Here is a 17,277-nt window from a genome sequence, read left to right as displayed (position 1 = left end):
GGTCAGCAGCGATGAGTCTGATGAGTGCGCCCCATAGTCGCCGTCAGCTGACCCCGCGGGCCGTGGTACTGGGTCTGTTGCTGGCGATCGTGCTTTCGGCGGCGAATGCCTATCTGGGTTTGTTTGCCGGGCTGACGGTGTCGGCGTCGATCCCCGCCGCGGTGCTGTCGCTGGGTATTCTGCGCCTGTTTGCCGATGCCAACGTGCTCGAGAACAACATCGTGCAGACTGCGGCGAGCGCGGGCGAGGCCATCGCGGCCGGCGTGATCTTCACCCTGCCGGCGCTGGTCATGCTCGGCTACTGGAGCGATTTTCCCTATTTTCAGACCTTGCTGATCGCCGGCGTGGGCGGCCTGCTGGGCGTGCTCATGACGGTGCCGTTGCGGCGCGCGCTGGTCGACGATTCGTCGTTGGCCTTTCCGGAAGGTCAGGCCACTGCGGCGGTACTCAAGGCCGGCTACGGCGGCACCGCGGCCGCGGGGATCGGTACGCTTTTGAGCGGCGCCGCGCTCGGCGCGATCGCCAAGCTCGGCGATAGCGGCCTGCGGCTGTGGCAGGGCACGGTGGATACGGCGGTTGCCATCGGCCAGAACAGCAGCCTTTATGTGGGCAGCTATCTGTCCCCGGCCTTGCTCGCGGTGGGCTATATCGTGGGTATCAATATCGCCTTGCCCATTCTCATCGGCGGCCTGTTCGCATGGTGGGTCGCGATTCCGGCGGTCATGGCCTTTGGCGGCGTCGATGTGCCGGCCGGCGTGGCCGGCGCACAACAGATCTGGAGCGATCAGATTCGCTATCTGGGCGTGGGTGCGATGCTGGTGGGCGGGCTGGCCGCCTTGTGGACATTGCGCGGCCAGTTGTTCGGGGCGTTCAAGCAAACCAGCGATACCGTGTTGCCCAGCGAAAAGGACTTGCCGCGGGCGTTGTTGCTGGGACTGCTGGTCGCGCTTGCGATTCCGATGAGCGCGCTCTATAGCGTCCTGCTGGGTTCGGTGGTCGCCGGGGTGCTGGTCGCCCTGGTCATGCTCGGCGCGGCCTTTTTGTTTTCCGCGGTCGCGGCGTATATGGCCGGTCTGGTCGGCTCAAGCAACAACCCCGTCTCTGGCGTGACCATTGCCACCATCCTGATCACCGCACTGGGCTTGTACTTGCTATTCGGCGATGAACAGGCAGGTCCGGCCAGCGCGCTCATCGTGGGCGCCGTGGTCTGTTGTGCAGCCGCGATCGGCGGCGACAACATGCAGGATCTCAAGGCGGGCGCGATCCTCGGTGCCTCGCCCGCGGCCCAGCAGATCGCCCAGATGCTGGGTGTGATCGCGGCCGTATGCGTACTCTCGCCGGTGTTGTCGTTGTTGCTCAACGCTTATGGCATCGGCGTGTCCGATGCCGCGCATCCGAATGCGCTGCCCGCACCCCAGGCCAGTCTGATGGTGGCGGTGGTGCGCGGCGTGTTTCACGGTGGGCTGCCCTGGGCCTGGGTCGTGGGTGGCGGCGTGTTGGCGCTGGCTACGCTCGCGCTCGACGCGCTGCTGGAAAAACGCGGCAGCGGTTTTCGTATGCCGGTACTGGCGGTGGCGCTCGGGCTGTATCTGCCGTTGTCGTTGTCCATGGCGATCGCCGTGGGCGGCTTCGTGGCCTGGCTTGCCGGTAACCGTGGCGCGCCCGAGGGCCGCGGGTTGCTGGCGGCTGCCGGTATCATCACCGGCGAGGCGTTGATGGGCATCTTCATCGCGCTGCCGGTGGCGTTTTCGGGCAGCAGTGATGTGCTGGCACTGGATATGCCCGGCCTACCGCTCGCCTGGCCGGGGGCTTTGCTCATGGTCGGCCTGGGTGTCTGGCTATGGCGCCTGGCGCGCCAGGCCGAGCCGAAACCGGCCGACGGTCAACGCGACTGACGCTCTACAATTGCGCGTACACGGCGCCGGCCGTGTTGCATCATCTGTTTTCGACCGGACCCGCTATGACGCGATGGGCAGGATGGCTGTGTGTTCTCGGATTGTTCGCGACTAGCGCGGCCCAGGCCGCGCCGGGACTGGCGCAGTTACAGGCCCAGGCGCGGGCCGAAAACCTGGCCGCGAGTCCGCTGTGGCGCGCGCTGCTGCACTATGAGCCCGACTGGCTCGGCGAGGGTGTGCACAGCACCGTGGTTACGGACTGGTTCTTTCTCGCGCCCGACGGACGCCGTGACCCGGCTGCGGAACTGGACGCGACGCTGGCTGCGTTTGTCGAAGACCGCCAGATAGCCGATCGCGATCGCTCGGCGGCCTGTACCTTCATCGCCCGGCGCCGTTTTCTGGTCGATCGTCTGGGTCTGGATGAATACGCGCTCGGCGGCGCGGATTGCGAGAAATACCAGCGCTGGCGCGAAGCACTGGCGCCGCGTCAGGTGAGCCTGATCTTTCCTACCGCCTTTCCCAACAGTCCGTCGTCGATGTTCGGCCATACCCTGTTGCGCATCGATTCTTCGCGGCGGGCGCGCAATACCGAGTTGTTGTCGTATGCGGTGAATTTCGCCGCAGCGGCCGGCGACGATGCCCAGGGGCTGGCGTTTGCCTGGAAAGGCCTGACGGGCGGCTATGCCGGTATCTTCGGGCTGTTTCCCTACTACGAGAAGGTCAAGCAGTACGCCTGGATCGAGCATCGCGACGTGTGGGCCTATCCACTCAACTTGAACGCGGCGCAGACCAATCGACTGGTCGATCATCTCTGGGAGATGGACGGCGTGCGTTTCGCCTATTTCTTTCTCTCCAAGAACTGCTCCTACCAGCTGCTGAGTCTGCTCGAAGTCGCCCGCCCCGAGCTCGAACTCACCGAGCAGTATTCCTGGTATGCGATTCCGGCCGATACCATTCGCACGATCGCGGACGTGCCCGGGCTGATGGGCACGCCGCGTTTTCGCCCGTCGCTGGAAACCACGCTGCGCTGGCAGGCTGATCAGCTCAGCGCTGACCAGCGCACGCTCGCACGTGCCGTCGCGGCCGACGACGTGGCCCTGGACGGCCCGGAACTGGCCGCGCTCGATCCAGCCGACCGCGCCGCGGTGCTCGAGGTCGCTCACGACTATCTCTACTATCGCCTGCAAAGCGATCCGGCCAGCGCGCCGGCCGATCAGGCCCATGCCAACGCCATCCTGCTGGCGCGCAGCCGGATTGCGCGGCCGTCCTCGTTTGCGCCGGTGCCCACGCCCGAGACGTCTCCCGATCAGGCGCATCGCACCCTGCGCGTGGCCGCGGAAACGGTCTACGAAGTCGATGAACTGTCGCTGGGCCTGCGGATTCGCCCGGCCTATCACGATCTGCTCGACAATCCGGGTGGGTATACCGACGGTGCGCAGATCAACTTTCTCGACTTGGGCCTGCGTATCGACCCCGACGAGGGCGAGCTGCGTATCGACGATCTGACCCTGCTCAATATCGTCTCGCTGTCGCCGCGCGACGATCTGTTCAAGCCGGTGTCTTTCCAGGTCAATACCGGGCTGCGCCGGCGCCCCTCGGCTAATGTCTTCGACAATGTCGACAACAATCTCGGTTATTACCTGCAAGGCGGGCCGGGGCTGGCCTGGGGCGACGACGAGTTGCTGGGCTATGTATTCGGCCTGGGCTCTGTGGATGCCAACAGTGCGCTGGCGCCGGGATATGCGCTGGGCGCGGGCGCGAGTGTCGGCGTGCTCGCCTATCCGACGCGCCGGCTGCAGCTCAAGGCAGAAACCGGCGCGCTCGAATATGTGGCCGGCGAGGCGGGCTATTATCGCTGGGCGCGCTTTGCGCAGCAGTTCAACCTGAGCCGCGATCTGGGTTTGCGCAGCGAATTCGGCTGGGAGAACACCGCCTTGGATAGCGGGCTGCGTGCGACGATCGGCCTGCAGGCGTATTTTTAGCCCAATGCATTCTTATTCGATCGCGAACGGCCGACTCGAACAGGCACGCTGGCTGGCCTCGCCCAATCACGATGCGCGCCCGGCGGATACCGTGGTGGATACGCTGGTCGTGCACGGTATTACCCTGCCGCCGGGGCATTTCGGCCGGGGGCAGGTCGATGCGCTGTTTACCAACACGCTGGATGTGGCGCGCGATGCCTTCTACCGCGAGATCGCCCATCTGCGGGTGTCGGCGCATTTGCTGATCGCACGCACGGGCGCGCTGACCCAGTATGTGGATTTCGACGCGCGTGCCTGGCATGCCGGCGAGTCGATGTTCGACGGGCGTGCACGGGTCAACGACTTCGCAGTGGGTATCGAACTCGAAGGCACCGACGACTGCCCCTATACGCCTGCCCAGTACCGAGCACTGGCCGGCGTAAGCGCGGCCCTGATGCAGGCTTATCCGGCACTCACCCGGGCGCGTATCGTCGGCCATAGTGATATTGCGCCGCAGCGCAAGACCGACCCCGGCCCGGCCTTCGACTGGCCGCTTTTGTTCGACCTGCTGGAGCGGGCATGCATCTGATCATGATCGTCATCGCGCTGTTCGTCGAGCGCGCGCTCGGCCAGCTCAAGCGCTGGCGCGATACCGATGGCTTTGCCCGCTATGTGGCGCTGATCGAAAGCGTGGCGCTCGGCCGGCGCTGGTTACAGCATCCGGCCGGGGTGCTGGTGATTCTGCCGCCGGTGCTCGTGGTCGCGCTCGTTCAGTGGGCGATCGCCGAATACCTGTGGCTGGGTTTCGAGCTGGCGTTCGGTGTGTTCATTCTCGTGCTCACCTTCGGCCCGCGCGATCTCTGGGAAGACGTACATACCATCGTGCGCGCCCGCGACGAACGCGATTTCGCCCATGCCGAAGCGCTCACGCTCGATCTGTGCCGGCGCTCGGACGGCCGCCTCGCGCCCGATACCCACGGACGCACGGTGGTGGGCGCGGTGCTGGTTCAGGGGCATGAACGCATTCTGGGCGTGCTGCTGTGGTTTTTCGTGGCCGGCCCGGCCGGGGCGCTGTTCTATCGCAGCGTGCGCGAACTGCCGGCGCTGGCAGCACGGGGCAGCGCCTCCCGGGCCATGCAGCGCACGGCCGAATACGTACACGGGCTGGCGGCCTGGATTCCCGCGCGCCTGACCGTGTTGGTGTATGCGCTGGTGGGCGCGACCCGCAGCGCGATCAGCGCCTGGCCATCGGCGCGTGCGACCACCCATGCCAGCGCATCGGCCAGCTGGCGCCTGTTGGCCGCGGTCGGGCGTGGCGCGATCGGATTGGCGGGGCCGAAGGCCGAAACACGCTACGGCCGCGGGCTGGACGATACCCTGCTCGAAGCCCTGGGGCTGATTTGGCGGGCGCTGTTGGTCATGCTGGCGATTCTGGCGCTGCTGACCATCTTCGGCATATTGCGCTAGCATCGGCGCCCCAGCCTCGAACCAGGACGCCGTTTTGACCGATCTGCAGCCGTTTCTCGACAAGGCCGTCGAGGCCGCCCGCGCCGCCGAGACGATTATCCGCCGCTATTACCACGGCGACTTCGAAGTCGAGCACAAGGCCGATGCCAGCCCGGTGACCATCGCCGACATCGAATGCGAGCGCGCGATCAAGGCGGTATTGTCCGAGGCATTCCCCGATCACGGGTTTCAGGGCGAAGAGCTGGGCCGCGAACAGGCCGATGCCGACTATGTCTGGCTGATCGACCCGATCGACGGCACCAAGAGCTTCGTGCGCGGCTATCCGTTCTTTTCCACCCAGATCGCGCTATTGAAAAAGGGCGAGCCCCAAGATGAGTTAATAGTGGGCGTCTCCAACGCACCGCTGTTCAACGGCGGCGAAATGGCCTGTGCGGCCAAGGGGCTGGGGGCGACGCTCAACGGCGAGCCGATACACACCTCGGATGTCGATACGCTGGCCAAGACCAGCCTGTCGCTGGGCAATATCGCCTCGCTGGCGGCATCCCCGGCCTGGGCGCCGGTCGGCAAGTTGATCGGCCAGGTGCATCGCATCCGTGGCTACGGTGATTTCTATCATTACCACCTGCTGGCTTCGGGCCGGATCGATGCGATCCTCGAATCCGATCTGAATATCCTCGATATCGCGGCACTCACGGTCATTCTGCGAGAGGCCGGGGGCGATATCACCGAACTGGGCGGCGGCGCGATCGACCTGCTCACACGCAGCGTATTCGCGACCAACGGCAAGCTGCGCGATGCCATCGCGCCCTATGTCGCCGGCTGGGACGAGGCCCGCGACGCGCCGGCGGGTTAGGGCAGCGGGGCGTTACGCTTACGCCGCAAGACAAAGGTCCGTTCCGCAAATGAACGCGAAGCGGCGCGCATGAAGCAGGTTGCCTGAAGGATGTATCGACGCCGAGACTCACGGACGAATTGACGATCGATCAGGCGATTCGGCGCGGCCGCCTCTAGCCGGAAAACGAAGGATGGGGTCCGCAAATGAACGCAAATAAACGCGAATTAAGAAGTGCCTACTCAATGGGTATCGCGTAATAACACCGCTTTCAATACGGTCATCGATAGCGCTGACTCACAGCTGCAACGGCCTTCATTTGCGTTTATTTGCGTTCATTCGCGGACGAATGCCTTTCCGGACCCGCCCGTGTGCTTGTTGCTGCCCGAAAAGGGGCTGACCGCAATGGCCAACCACCCGTCACTTGCGTTGGCGGATCAACATGCGCCGGGGTGGCCTACTCGGTAGGCGATAGCTGAAAGGGCGGTTGCTCGCCGCGTAGGCTGATGATTGGCCAGCCGGCCTCGCGCGCGGCCGCGGCCAGGGTGTCGTCCGGATCGACCGCGATGGCGCGATCGGCCCAGCGCAGCAGCGGCAGATCGTTGAGCGAATCGGAATAGAAGTTCACTCGCTCGAAGGTCTCGGCCTGGTGGGCGACCCACGCCTTGGCGCGTTCGATCTTGCCGGCCTGAAAGCAGGGCACGCCGGCGATTTCGCCGGTATAGACGCCGTCGACGATCTCGGGATCGGTGGCGATGAGCGTATCGATACCCAGCAGCGTGGCGATCGGCTCGGTGATGAAGCGGTTGGTGGCGGTAATAATGGCAATCGTGTCACCGCGTTGGCGATGATAGTCGAGCAGTGCCGGTGTATGCCGCGCGACGCGCGGACGAATGATGCGCTCGACATAATCGGCGCGTAGCGCATGCATGGTATCCAGCGAATGGGTACGCAGCGGCGCGAGCGCGAAGCGCTGATAGGCGTGGATATCGAGATTACCCTCTTGGTACTGGGCATGAAAACGCTCGTTTTCACGGGCGTAGTGCTCTGCGTCGACCACCCCTTCGTCCACCAGGAAGCGCCCCCACAGGTAATCGCTGTCGTCGGCGAGCAGGGTATTGTCGAGATCGAATAGCGTCAGTTGCAAAGTGAAATGCCTTTTTTCGTTTTTGACCGATTTATGAAAGAATCAATTGGGTATTTATACCGAGGGCGTAGTCGTGATTGATGCGCAGGGTTTTCGGGCCAACGTCGGCATCATCTTAAGCAATCAGCGCGGCCAGGTGTTCTGGGCCAAACGTATCGGCCAGCAATCCTGGCAGTTTCCCCAGGGCGGGATTCATGCCGGCGAGAATGCCCAGCAGGCTTTATTCCGCGAACTCGAAGAAGAAGTCGGGCTGCGGCCCGAGCACGTCCGCATGATCGGCTCGACCCGCCGATGGCTGCGCTATCGCCTGCCCAAGCGGTATGTGCGCCGTAATCGTCAGCCGTTATGCATCGGCCAGAAACAGAAATGGTTCATGCTTGAGCTCATCGCTCCGGAGTCCTGCGTGCGCTTCGACGCTTGCGACAAGCCCGAGTTCGACGGTTACCGCTGGGTCGACTACTGGCAGCCGATCGATGAGGTGGTGTTCTTCAAGCGCCAGGTTTACCGCTTGGCGCTGGATGAACTCTCCCGCTGCCTAAAGACTCAGTAATCGCCGTATTTCCGGCCTCCGGTCTGCGCTGTTCGGCGCGGGCCAGGAGCGTGTGTGCATGTTCGACGTTAACAGTGCAGACTGACATTGTCAGTGTGCGCTGTAATAAACGCGGTGATTGACACTCATTCTCATTCGCGTTTTACTACACGTCGGAGGTAGCCCATGTACGTTTGTGTTTGTAACGCGGTAACCGACTGCCAGATTCGCGATGCCTACGGCGAAGGCGCGTGTAGCATGCGCGAATTGCGCAAGCGTCTGGGCGTGGCTGGCTGTTGTGGTCGCTGTGCGCAATGCGCGCGCGATCTGCTCAACGAATGTCACCAGCAGCACCAACGCCGTGCGGCGCCCATTCGGGTGATTGCCCAGGCCGAACCCCTGGCGGCAACCGGTTAGCCACGGCGGGTGGGCCTGCCTCGCAGGTACGTCATGCGTAGGCGGTGTCGGCGTTGCGCGAATGCCTTGATTGTACGGCGTGGCCGGGTCGGCTAAGCTTGTCGACCAGTTTATCGGCCCAACGTACAGGAAGAGCCATGAAAGGCGACCCCAAAGTCATCGAGTATCTGCAGAAGTCGCTCAAGCTTGAGCTGACCGCGATCAACCAGTATTTCCTGCATGCCCGTATGTACGAGGACATGGGTTTCTTCGAGATCGGCAAGAAGGAATACCAGGAGTCGATCGAGGAAATGCAGCACGCGGATCGCTTCATCAAGCGCATCCTGTTCCTCAACGGCCTGCCGAACCTGCAGGATCTGGGCAAGCTGCGTATCGGCGAAAACCCCAAGGAAATGCTCGAGTGCGACCTGGCCGCCGAATACGAAGGCCATGCGTACTACAAGGAAGCGATCACCTACTGCGAACAGGCCGGTGATTACGTCACCCGTGAACTGTTCGCCGAGATCCTGGCCGATGAAGAAGAGCATATCGACTTCATCGAAACCCAGCTCGACATGATCAAGCACATGGGCGAGCAGAACTACAACCAGTCGCAGATTGGTGTGGACATCAACCAGACGCCCGACGCTGGCGAATAGCCGCTGGCGCTGCGGCGCATGAAAAAGCCCGCCGGCGGTTGTCGGCGGGCTTTTTTGTGTCTGCGCGTTGTGGTGGTGTCAGAAGGGTTTGACGATCGCCAGGATCACGATCACCACAAGAAACACCGACGGGATTTCGTTCATCAGGCGAAAATACCCGGAACTGCCGGTATTGCGGCCTTCACGGAATTTCTTGACCTGGATCTGGCACCAGCCATGAAAGCCGATTAGCCCCAGCACAAACAGCAGCTTGGCGTGGATCCAGCCGTTGGCTGCCATCCAGGCGCTGCCATAGGCCACGAGCAGCCAGACCCCGAACAGGATGGTCAGGGCCGCGCCGATGGACATGAGTATGCCCAGGCGTTTTTCCATGGTGCAGAAACGCGCATGCCCGACCTCGTCGCTCGTATCGGCGTGATAGACGAAGATACGCGGCAGATAGAACAGACCGGCAAACCAGGTCACCATGAAGATCACGTGGAAGGCCTTGACCCATAACAGCATTCGAAACTCCTGTAGAAAAGCCGGGTTCGGCTCTAGGTTTGGACTTGGGAAATGGTAGGGCTCGGGCGACGTCGCGGATGCACGCTAGGGCCGATAGGTACCGTCGATGGCCTCGCGCGTGAGCACGCCATAGGTAATGGCGTTGCTGCCGACGACGTTGCGTTCGACGATCAGTGCCTCGGCCTCGTTGCGATTGACCATATCAAAGGCTTCCTGAAGGCTGGCGCGCACGTGAATGGAGTAGGCATCCATGCGTTTGCCCGGAATCTTGTACAGATCGATCTCTTCGAGGTGCGCGTTTTCTTCCTGATTGAGAAAACGCGCCACATCGCTCGGGCGCATCAGGCTGGCGCGATGCTCGCTTGAGCGAATCAGCAGCCAGTCGATCTTGTTTTCCAGAATCTCGTCGAGCGCGGCGCGGTCGATCTTGGGTTCCACGATACGAAAGCGTCGGTTCATCGCCGACAGCACGCTGGCGCGCCGCAGATACTGCGAGATCGGGTCGTTGCGATAGTCCAGCCCGCGCCGGCGCAGCAGCAGGCGAAACAGCGATTCCGATACCGAAATACGGCGTGATACCACGAGTGCGGCAATCACCACCAGCATGCCCGGCAACACCAGCCCGGTCTGGCCGGAGAGCTCCAGAATCACCACCAGCGCCGATAACGGGGCCTGCAGAACCGCGCCCATCATGGCGCCGATGCCCAGCAGCGCATACAGGCCGGCATCGGTGGCATGGCCGGGCAGAATCAGCGCGCCGGCAGTACCGAGCGCGCTGCCCAGCGCAGAGCCGATCACGAAGGTGGGCAGAATCACGCCACCGGGAACCGCGGCGGCGGTGGCGAAACTGGTGGCCAGCAGTTTCGCCACGCCGATACCCAGCGCCATGGTGACCGCATAGTGGCCGGCCAGCGAGCTGTTCACGGTATCGAAACCCAGGCCCATGATCTGGGGGAACTGAATCGCCAGTAGCCCGGTCACCAGGCCTGCCAGCGCGATGCGCAGGCTGATACGCACCTTGGCCAGTATCGGCACGAGCGCGCCGCAAAGACGGGTGAACCCGGCACCGGCCACGCCCAGCAACGCGCCCACGAGCGCGAGATAGGGCAGTTCCACCGGCGAAAAGCCGGAGTATTCGGCCATTAGCCGCGGGTGGACGTCGGTAAGCGTAAACGTCACCAGCGAGCCGGAAACGGCGGCCAGAATGATGGGTGCGAAGCCGGCGATGGTGTATTCCATCATCACCACTTCCATGGCGAAGATCACCGCCGCCAGCGGCGTATTGAACGAGGCCGCGATACCCGCGGCCGCACCACAGCCCACCAGGGTGCGTACGCTGTTGTTGGGTAGATCCAGTCGGCGCCCGAGCCAGCTGCCGGTGGTCGCGCCCGTATGCGCAGCCACGCCTTCGCGGCCGACGGACTGGCCCGTGGTCAGCGCCAGTACCGACATGGTGAACTCGGCCAGTGCCGACTTCACCGGCAATACGCCCTGGTAATAGACCAGTCGTTCGATGATATGCACGATGCCGTATTCGGCGGATTTGAGCACCCACTCAACGATCAGCCCGAGTAAGAGCGCGCCGATCAGCGGTACCGCCACCCGGAAGGCCACGCTGGTTTCGGTGAACGCGCCGGCACTGGCACCGAATAATTCGAACAACGGATCCTGCAGCAAGTGAATGCCGGTATGTAGCGCCAGAATCACCAGACCGCAGAGCGCGCCGGTGGCCGCGCCGAGCAAACACAGCAGGCTTAGCCCGGGGGTGTTCTCGACATCCGCGAGATGCTGGCGCATCGAGTCCATACGACCCTGCCAGGCTTCGCGCAGCGAACGGCGCAGCGAGCGTTCAGCGGCCATGGATCGATCGTGGGCGTACGTGCAAGAGCTCGTATTTCCGGGTGGCGAGAAACCAGGATTGGGTCGCGAGCGCGCAGGGCTGCGACATGCGCGTTATTATGCGCGGTTTCGCGGCTTATTTCAGCAAACATCATGACCGAGAAACAACGCATCGCAATCGTCGGCGGTACCGGCTATGCCGGGGCCGAACTGCTGCGCCTGCTCAGCGCGCATCCGAATGCCGAAGTGGTCGCGGTGACGTCGCGTGGCGATGCCGGCACGCCAGTCGCCGATGTCTATCCGCAGTTGCGCGGCGTGATCGATCTCGACTTCGTGGCCCCGGATGACCACGCGTTTGCCAATTGCGACATCGTGTTCTTTGCCACGCCGCATGCAGCGGCCATGCATGATGTGCCGGCGTTGCTGGATGCCGGCAAGCGCGTGATCGACCTGTCCGCGGACTTCCGGCTCAAGGATGTCGAGGAATGGAGCGCCTGGTATGGCGTCGAGCATGCCTGCCCGGAATTGATCGAACGCGCGGTTTACGGCATGCCCGAGCTCAACCGCGCAGCCATCGCCGATGCGAATCTGGTGGCTGCGCCGGGCTGCTATCCCACGGCGATCGTTCTGGGGTTCAAGCCGCTGGTGGAAGCCGGGCTGGTCGATGTCGAGCGGCTGATCGCCGATGCCAAGACCGGCGTGTCCGGGGCGGGCAAATCGCTCAAGCCCGGTTTTCTGTTCGCCGAAATGCAGGAATCGTTCAAGGCCTATGGCGTGGCCGGGCATCGGCATCTGCCGGAAATCCGCCAGTCGCTGGCAGCGCTGGCCGGTGGCAACGTCGGTCTGACCTTCGTGCCGCATCTGGTACCGATGATCCGCGGTATTCATGCCACGCTTTATGCCCAGCTCGCCGCGCAGGGCCACGACCTGCAGGCAGTGTATGAACGCGCCTATGCCGACGAACCGTTCGTGGATGTTCTGCCGGCCGGCGCGATGCCGGAAACACGGCACGTACGCGGCGCCAATATGTGCCGCATGGCCGTGCATCGGCCTGGCGACGGCGATACCGTGGTCGTGTTGTCGGTGATCGACAATCTGGTCAAGGGCGCAGCCGGTCAGGCCGTGCAGTGCTTCAATCTCATGATCGGCGCCGACGAAACCTGCGGGCTCGCGGTGCCGGGTGCGCTGCCCTAGGGTAAGGCCCGCAGCGCGCCTAATTCATCGGTAGGGCTTGAATAGCCCGAGCTTGCACCGATGTCATATGATAGGAACCATCCGTTCAACGGAAATAGAACGCTTATGAGTACCGCCACACACGCCATGGAAGAAGACCAGTCCGCGCTGGTGTTTACCGATGCCGCGGCGATCAAGGTCAAGGAACTGCTCGAAGACGAGGACAATGACGCGCTCAAGTTGCGCGTATTCGTCTCCGGTGGCGGCTGCTCGGGCTTTCAATACGGCTTCACCTTCGACGAGAACGTCGAGGACGGTGACACGCTCATTGAAAAACAGGGCGTGACCCTGCTCGTCGATCCGATGAGCGTGCTCTACCTTTCCGGCGCCGAAATCGATTTTTCGGATGGGGTAGAAGGCGCGCAGTTCGTGATCCGCAATCCCAATGCGACGACCACCTGCGGCTGCGGTAACTCCTTCGCCGTTTGAACCTCTGCGCGCCTTGCCCCTCGTGAGGGGCAATTCGCCGCAGGCGAATGGGGTGCACAAAGATGCGAACGTTTTGCGCTAGCAAAACCCGCGCGCAGCGCGGCGCAGTTCGTGATCCGCAATCCCAATGCGACGACCACCTGCGGCTGCGGTAACTCCTTCGCTGTTTGAACCTCAGCGCGCCTTGCCCCTCGTGAGGGGTGTCGCCGCAGGCGAATGGGGGGCACAAAGATGCGAACGTTTTGCGCTAGCAAAACCCGCGCGCAGCGCGGCGCAGTTCGTGATCCGCAATCCCAACGCAACGACCACCTGCGGTTGCGGCAACTCCTTCGCTGTTTAAACCAAAGCGCGCCTTGCCCCTCGTGAGGGGCGATTCGCCGCAGGCGAATGGGGGGCACAAAGATGCGAACGTTTTGCGTAAGCAAAACCCGCGCGCAGCGCGGCGCAGTTCGTGATCCGCAATCCCAATGCGACGACCACCTGCGGCTGGGTAAGGCTTTCGCTGTTTGAGCGACCCGCTGCAGGAAGCGATTTCGTCGCGGACGAATCAGCGTTGCACGACAAGACGGCAGATTTTGCTATGCAAACGCCCGTATGGCGCGGGGCGGCTGACGACAGAAGAGACGCGCGTGCTTGCTGTCAGTTATCCAGCAGGGCGGCCTGGTAGATTCCGCCGAGCGCCACGGGGGCGCTTGCGCCGGTCACGCCGGGCACGTTGCCGCTCAAGCCATTGACGGTGCGCATGGCCAGCCACGCGAAGGCCACGGCTTCGACCCAGTCGGCGTCGACATCGTAGCGGTCGGTAACGGCCAGTTCGCGTGGCGCGAGCAATTGAGCCAGGCGGCGATAGAGTTCGCTGTTGTGTGCGCCGCCGCCACAGATGAGCACTTCTTCGTCGCCGGGGCCGTATTCGTCGATGGCCTGGGCGACGCTACGCGCGGTGAATTCGCAGAGCGTGGCCTGAACGTCGGCCGGAATGGGTCGACTGGCCAGGCTGTCGATCTGGGCGCGCAACCAGTCGAGGTTGAAATATTCGCGACCGGTGCTCTTGGGTGCGGGGCGGGCGAAATAGCGGTCGGCCATCATGTGTGCGAGCAGCGTATCGTTGACGCGGCCACTGGCGGCCCAGCGCCCGTCGGCATCGTAATGCCGTTTGAGATGGGCAGCGGTCCAGGCATCCATGAGCGCATTGCCCGGGCCGGTATCCAGGCCGGTGACCGCATGCGGGTCGTCGACCGACTGGCTGGGCAGCACCGTGACATTGGCGATGCCGCCAATATTGACGACTACGCGGTGGCGCTGGGCATTGGCGAACACGCTGCGATGAAAGGCGGGCACGAGCGGCGCGCCCTGGCCGCCGATGGCGATATCGCTGTTGCGAAAATCCCCGACGACGCGACAGCCGGTACGCGCCGCGATACGGCTGGGCGAGCCGAGCTGGAGGCTGAAGGGGTAGCGGGCGTCGGGCTCGTGGCGCACGGTCTGGCCGTGGCTGCCGATTGCGTCGATCTGGTCGGCGCCGACCTGCGCTTTGTCCATCACGGCAATCGCCGCCCGCGCGAACCATTCGCCCACGCGCTGATCCAGTTCGCCGAATTTAGATAACGACACGCCGGCGACCTGTTGCGACAGATGAAGCAGGTCGTCGCGCAGTCCGGCTTCGGGTGGCTCCGCATGCGTCGCCAGGATCTGCGGCCGATTGCCGGCGGCATCGAAGCGCACGACCGCGGCATCCGCGGCGTCTACGCTCGTGCCCGACATCAGGCCGATATAGTAGCGGGCGTCGTTCATATCAGCGCGTCGCGATGGGATGGCGGATGGCTGCTGCAAGCATCGCAGCGTCGGCTGCGTGCGCTGGCAGGCGGAGTCTGCATCCTGCCAGACACGACCGGGCTTTGCTGTCAGTTGGCCGAGTTCGGCTCGTTGTTACCGCTCGTACCGGCGCTTGCGATCTCGGTTTCGGTGAGCGTGTCCAGCTGCGTGAGCAGTGGCGCCGAGTGTTTGCGAAAATCGGCCATGTACTCGCCAGGCAGGGGCAGCGCCTTGGGCAGATCGACGCGTTCCGGGTCCTTGGGATTGCCGTCGACGCGGAATTCATAGTGCAGGTGCGGGCCGGTGGCCAGGCCGCTCATGCCGACATAGCCGATGACGTCGCCCTGCTTGACCTTGCTGCCGACACCGAAGCCGCTGGCGAAGCGCGACATGTGGCCATAGCGGGTGGAAAGATGCGAGTCGTGGCGCACGATGATCATGTTGCCGTAGCCGCCGCGTCGACCACGGAAGACGATACGGCCATTGCCGGTGGCCTTGATCGGCGTGCCGCTGGGTGCGGCGTAGTCGGTGCCCTCGTGGCGACGAATGCGATTGAGAATGGGGTGGTTGCGCGACAGATTGAAACCCGAGCTGATACGGGTGTAATCCACCGGGGTACGAATAAAGGCTTTCTTCATCGCGCGCCCGTCGGGGGAGTAATAGACCGTGCCCTGGTCATCGCCGGCTTCGGCATAACGCACGGCGCGTACGTCGCGGCCACGGTTGATGAACGAGGCCGCCAGGATATCGCCGTTGGCGATCTTGTCGCCGTCCTTGTAAAGCTCGTCGTAGACGACCACGAAACGGTCACCGGGCCGGGTGTCGAAGGCGAAATCGATATCCCAGCCGAAGATTTCGACCAGCTTCATGATCTGGCGGTCCGACAGGCCGGCCTCCAGCGCATCGACATAAAAGCTGGTGTCGATGATGCCGCTGGCGAAGGCATTGCGATGCTCGACATCGGCCAGCGCCATTTCGCCGCGAAAGCCGTTGCCCTGCGGGCGAACCTGCAAGGTGTGCAGCGGATCGACAGGGAAATCCAGCGCGAGTACGTGGCCATCGGCATCGGCCTTGACCCGCATCGTGTCGCCGGCCCGCAGCCCGCGGGTAAAGCGCTTGCCGTGCTCCTTCATATGCGCGATCGCCAGCGAGTCGGCATACGACAATTCGTTGCGGCTGAACGCGATCGAGAGCGTGTCGCCCTTGCGGATGGTCACATCGTGCCAGCGCGGGCCGCTGTCCCGCGGCGTGGCGATGGCGGCATTGTCATGTTGTTGTGCTTTATCTTGTACGACACCCGTGTCGACAATATCCGCCAGGCCAGTTGTGGCGTCGATATCGCCGGTGTCGGTTGCTGCGCGATCGGGGTCGATTGGCGCGACCGGCACCTCAAGGGCATTGGCATCATCGTCGCTGAGCGCGAGGTCGTCCTGCGACAGTCCGCTTGCATTGTCGGAACGCAGCGCCTGCGATACCTGCGTGCGGCCCGGGCCGATCGATGCATCGACATCGGCTGCGGCCATGTCGTTGTCGCCGTTGTCTCGCGTCTCGACGCCTTGCGGCTCGCGGTCGTCAACGAGCAGGGTCTGTGGGCTGGCCGTCAGCCAGGCGGCACCACCGATAAGTGGCACGACGAGAATCAGGGCCAGGCGGCGAAGGCGCGAGCTCGGCGGTTGGGGCTGTTCGTGCAGCCACAGGTAGTCCGTATCGATCTTGCCCATATAAATGACGCCGAGCCGTGCTGGGAAAGTGGGGATTTGCCGCGGGCACCCCTCTTTACTGCCCGCAGTTATCCGGATAGAAAAGCATAAAGCTGGATGCTTGCCAAGTCCGAAACCGCTAGACTGAGCGGCCGAACCAGTGTAGATCGCGCCAGGGAGTCGTTCGTCGATGCAGGATATATGGGCCGAAATTTGTCGGGGTTGTGACGAGATCATTCCCGAGGAGGCGTTTCGTACACGCCTCGAGCAGGCAACACAGGCGGGGGAGCGTCTCGTGATCAAAGCCGGCTTCGACCCGACCGCGCCGGATCTGCATCTGGGGCATACCGTGCTGCTCAACAAGATGCGTACGTTCCAGGATTTGGGCCACGATGTGGTGTTTCTGATCGGCGACTTCACCGGCCGTATCGGTGATCCCACCGGCAAGAACGTCACCCGCAAGCCGCTCGATGAAGCGCAGGTCGCCGAGAATGCGGCAACCTACGAAGCCCAGATATACAAGGTGCTCGATGCCGAGCGCACCCGTGTGGTGCTCAACTCGACGTGGCTGAACCAGCTCACGAGTGCCGACATGATCAAGCTCGCCTCGACACATACAGTGGCACGCATGCTTGAGCGCGACGACTTCAACAAGCGCTACAAGGCAAACGAGTCGATCGCCATTCATGAGTTTCTCTATCCACTGATCCAGGGCTACGACTCCGTAGCGCTCGAAGCGGATGTGGAGCTTGGCGGGACCGACCAGAAGTTCAACCTGCTCATGGGGCGCCATCTGCAGCAGGTATACGGGCAGAAGCCGCAGGCCGTTCTGACCATGCCGCTGCTCGAAGGGCTCGACGGCGTCAACAAGATG

16 protein-coding genes and 2 pseudogenes (1 of these 18 cut by a window edge) are annotated in these 17,277 nt (G+C 63.3%); 13 read left to right on the top strand and 5 right to left on the bottom strand.

The features are described 5' to 3' along the window. Nucleotides 1-20: 20 nt before the first annotated feature. The 5 genes from S4A8_RS06160 (at nt 21) to S4A8_RS06140 (ending at nt 6,176) form a co-directional block, all read left to right on the top strand. A complete protein-coding gene (locus S4A8_RS06160) occupies nt 21-1,895 on the top strand; it encodes an OPT family oligopeptide transporter (RefSeq protein WP_353219457.1) in 1,875 nt (624 codons plus the stop codon). A 65-nt stretch (nt 1,896-1,960) separates the two neighbouring features. Then, nucleotides 1,961-3,877: an Lnb N-terminal periplasmic domain-containing protein gene (locus tag S4A8_RS06155; RefSeq protein WP_353219456.1), complete on the top strand. Its 1,917-nt coding sequence runs from the start codon at nt 1,961-1,963 to the stop codon at nt 3,875-3,877. A gap of 4 nt (nt 3,878-3,881) precedes the next feature. Then, nucleotides 3,882-4,445 (top strand): 1,6-anhydro-N-acetylmuramyl-L-alanine amidase AmpD, encoded by a 564-nt coding sequence (gene ampD / locus S4A8_RS06150; protein ID WP_353219455.1) that lies wholly within the window; start codon nt 3,882-3,884, stop codon nt 4,443-4,445. Next, the gene (gene ampE, locus S4A8_RS06145; RefSeq protein ID WP_353219454.1) at nt 4,436-5,323 is read left to right on the top strand and encodes a regulatory signaling modulator protein AmpE; all 888 of its coding nucleotides are present in this window, start codon (nt 4,436-4,438) and stop codon (nt 5,321-5,323) included. The genes ampD and ampE overlap by 10 nt, the downstream gene beginning before the upstream one ends. A 43-nt stretch (nt 5,324-5,366) precedes the next feature. Beyond that, nucleotides 5,367-6,176: an inositol monophosphatase family protein gene (locus tag S4A8_RS06140; protein ID WP_353219580.1), complete on the top strand. Its 810-nt coding sequence runs from the start codon at nt 5,367-5,369 to the stop codon at nt 6,174-6,176. Nucleotides 6,177-6,612: 436 nt separating this feature from the next. On the opposite strand, the gene S4A8_RS06135 is transcribed toward S4A8_RS06140, so the two are convergent. Continuing rightward, nucleotides 6,613-7,302 (bottom strand): histidinol-phosphatase, encoded by a 690-nt coding sequence (locus S4A8_RS06135; protein WP_353219453.1) that lies wholly within the window; start codon nt 7,300-7,302, stop codon nt 6,613-6,615. Between the two features lie 73 nt (nt 7,303-7,375). Between S4A8_RS06135 and S4A8_RS06130 the strand changes: the two genes are divergently transcribed. From S4A8_RS06130 to bfr, 3 genes are all read left to right on the top strand, one after another. Further along, nucleotides 7,376-7,852 (top strand): RNA pyrophosphohydrolase, encoded by a 477-nt coding sequence (locus S4A8_RS06130; protein ID WP_353177356.1) that lies wholly within the window; start codon nt 7,376-7,378, stop codon nt 7,850-7,852. A gap of 165 nt (nt 7,853-8,017) precedes the next feature. After that, nucleotides 8,018-8,248: a (2Fe-2S)-binding protein gene (locus S4A8_RS06125; protein WP_353177354.1), complete on the top strand. Its 231-nt coding sequence runs from the start codon at nt 8,018-8,020 to the stop codon at nt 8,246-8,248. Nucleotides 8,249-8,385: 137 nt separating this feature from the next. Then, nucleotides 8,386-8,886, top strand: coding sequence for a bacterioferritin (gene bfr / locus S4A8_RS06120; RefSeq protein WP_353177353.1), 501 nt, complete (start codon nt 8,386-8,388; stop codon nt 8,884-8,886). Between the two features lie 78 nt (nt 8,887-8,964). Here bfr and S4A8_RS06115 read toward each other — a convergent pair whose 3' ends face one another. Both S4A8_RS06115 and S4A8_RS06110 read right to left on the bottom strand, forming a co-directional pair. Continuing rightward, nucleotides 8,965-9,390, bottom strand: coding sequence for a CopD family protein (locus S4A8_RS06115; RefSeq protein WP_353177352.1), 426 nt, complete (start codon nt 9,388-9,390; stop codon nt 8,965-8,967). An 84-nt stretch (nt 9,391-9,474) separates the two neighbouring features. Further along, nucleotides 9,475-11,250 carry a chloride channel protein gene (locus S4A8_RS06110; protein ID WP_353177350.1) on the bottom strand — a complete coding sequence of 592 codons (1,776 nt, stop codon included), beginning with the start codon at nt 11,248-11,250 and terminating at the stop codon, nt 9,475-9,477. A 132-nt stretch (nt 11,251-11,382) separates the two neighbouring features. Between S4A8_RS06110 and argC the strand changes: the two genes are divergently transcribed. From argC to S4A8_RS06090, 4 genes and pseudogenes are all read left to right on the top strand, one after another. Next, nucleotides 11,383-12,423 (top strand): N-acetyl-gamma-glutamyl-phosphate reductase, encoded by a 1,041-nt coding sequence (argC, locus tag S4A8_RS06105; protein WP_353219452.1) that lies wholly within the window; start codon nt 11,383-11,385, stop codon nt 12,421-12,423. Between the two features lie 105 nt (nt 12,424-12,528). After that, nucleotides 12,529-12,891 carry an iron-sulfur cluster insertion protein ErpA gene (gene erpA / locus S4A8_RS06100; RefSeq protein ID WP_353177346.1) on the top strand — a complete coding sequence of 121 codons (363 nt, stop codon included), beginning with the start codon at nt 12,529-12,531 and terminating at the stop codon, nt 12,889-12,891. A gap of 102 nt (nt 12,892-12,993) precedes the next feature. Beyond that, nucleotides 12,994-13,062 (top strand): annotated as a pseudogene (locus tag S4A8_RS06095) (iron-sulfur cluster insertion protein ErpA); the annotation flags it as partial. Between the two features lie 100 nt (nt 13,063-13,162). Beyond that, nucleotides 13,163-13,231: pseudogene (locus S4A8_RS06090) on the top strand (iron-sulfur cluster insertion protein ErpA); the annotation flags it as partial. A 299-nt stretch (nt 13,232-13,530) separates the two neighbouring features. Here the strand turns inward: S4A8_RS06090 and S4A8_RS06085 are convergent. Together S4A8_RS06085 and S4A8_RS06080 are read right to left on the bottom strand one after the other, a co-directional pair. After that, the gene (locus tag S4A8_RS06085) at nt 13,531-14,682 is read right to left on the bottom strand and encodes an anhydro-N-acetylmuramic acid kinase (RefSeq protein WP_353219451.1); all 1,152 of its coding nucleotides are present in this window, start codon (nt 14,680-14,682) and stop codon (nt 13,531-13,533) included. Nucleotides 14,683-14,792: 110 nt separating this feature from the next. Further along, nucleotides 14,793-16,424: an OapA family protein gene (locus S4A8_RS06080; protein WP_353179164.1), complete on the bottom strand. Its 1,632-nt coding sequence runs from the start codon at nt 16,422-16,424 to the stop codon at nt 14,793-14,795. A 169-nt stretch (nt 16,425-16,593) separates the two neighbouring features. Here S4A8_RS06080 and tyrS point away from each other — a divergent pair, with 169 nt between their 5' ends. Next, a protein-coding gene (gene tyrS, locus S4A8_RS06075; protein ID WP_353219450.1) for a tyrosine--tRNA ligase crosses the window boundary here: on the top strand, nt 16,594-17,277 show its 5' portion. 525 nt of this gene lie beyond the right edge of the window; only the first 684 of its 1,209 coding nucleotides appear in the window; the start codon lies at nt 16,594-16,596; the stop codon falls past the right edge of the window.

Source organism: Salinisphaera sp. S4-8 (assembly GCF_040361235.1).
GTDB lineage: Bacteria > Pseudomonadota > Gammaproteobacteria > Nevskiales > Salinisphaeraceae > Salinisphaera.
The sequence above is the reverse complement of the archived record's forward strand: the minus strand, read 5'-3'. Positions and strand labels throughout refer to the sequence as shown.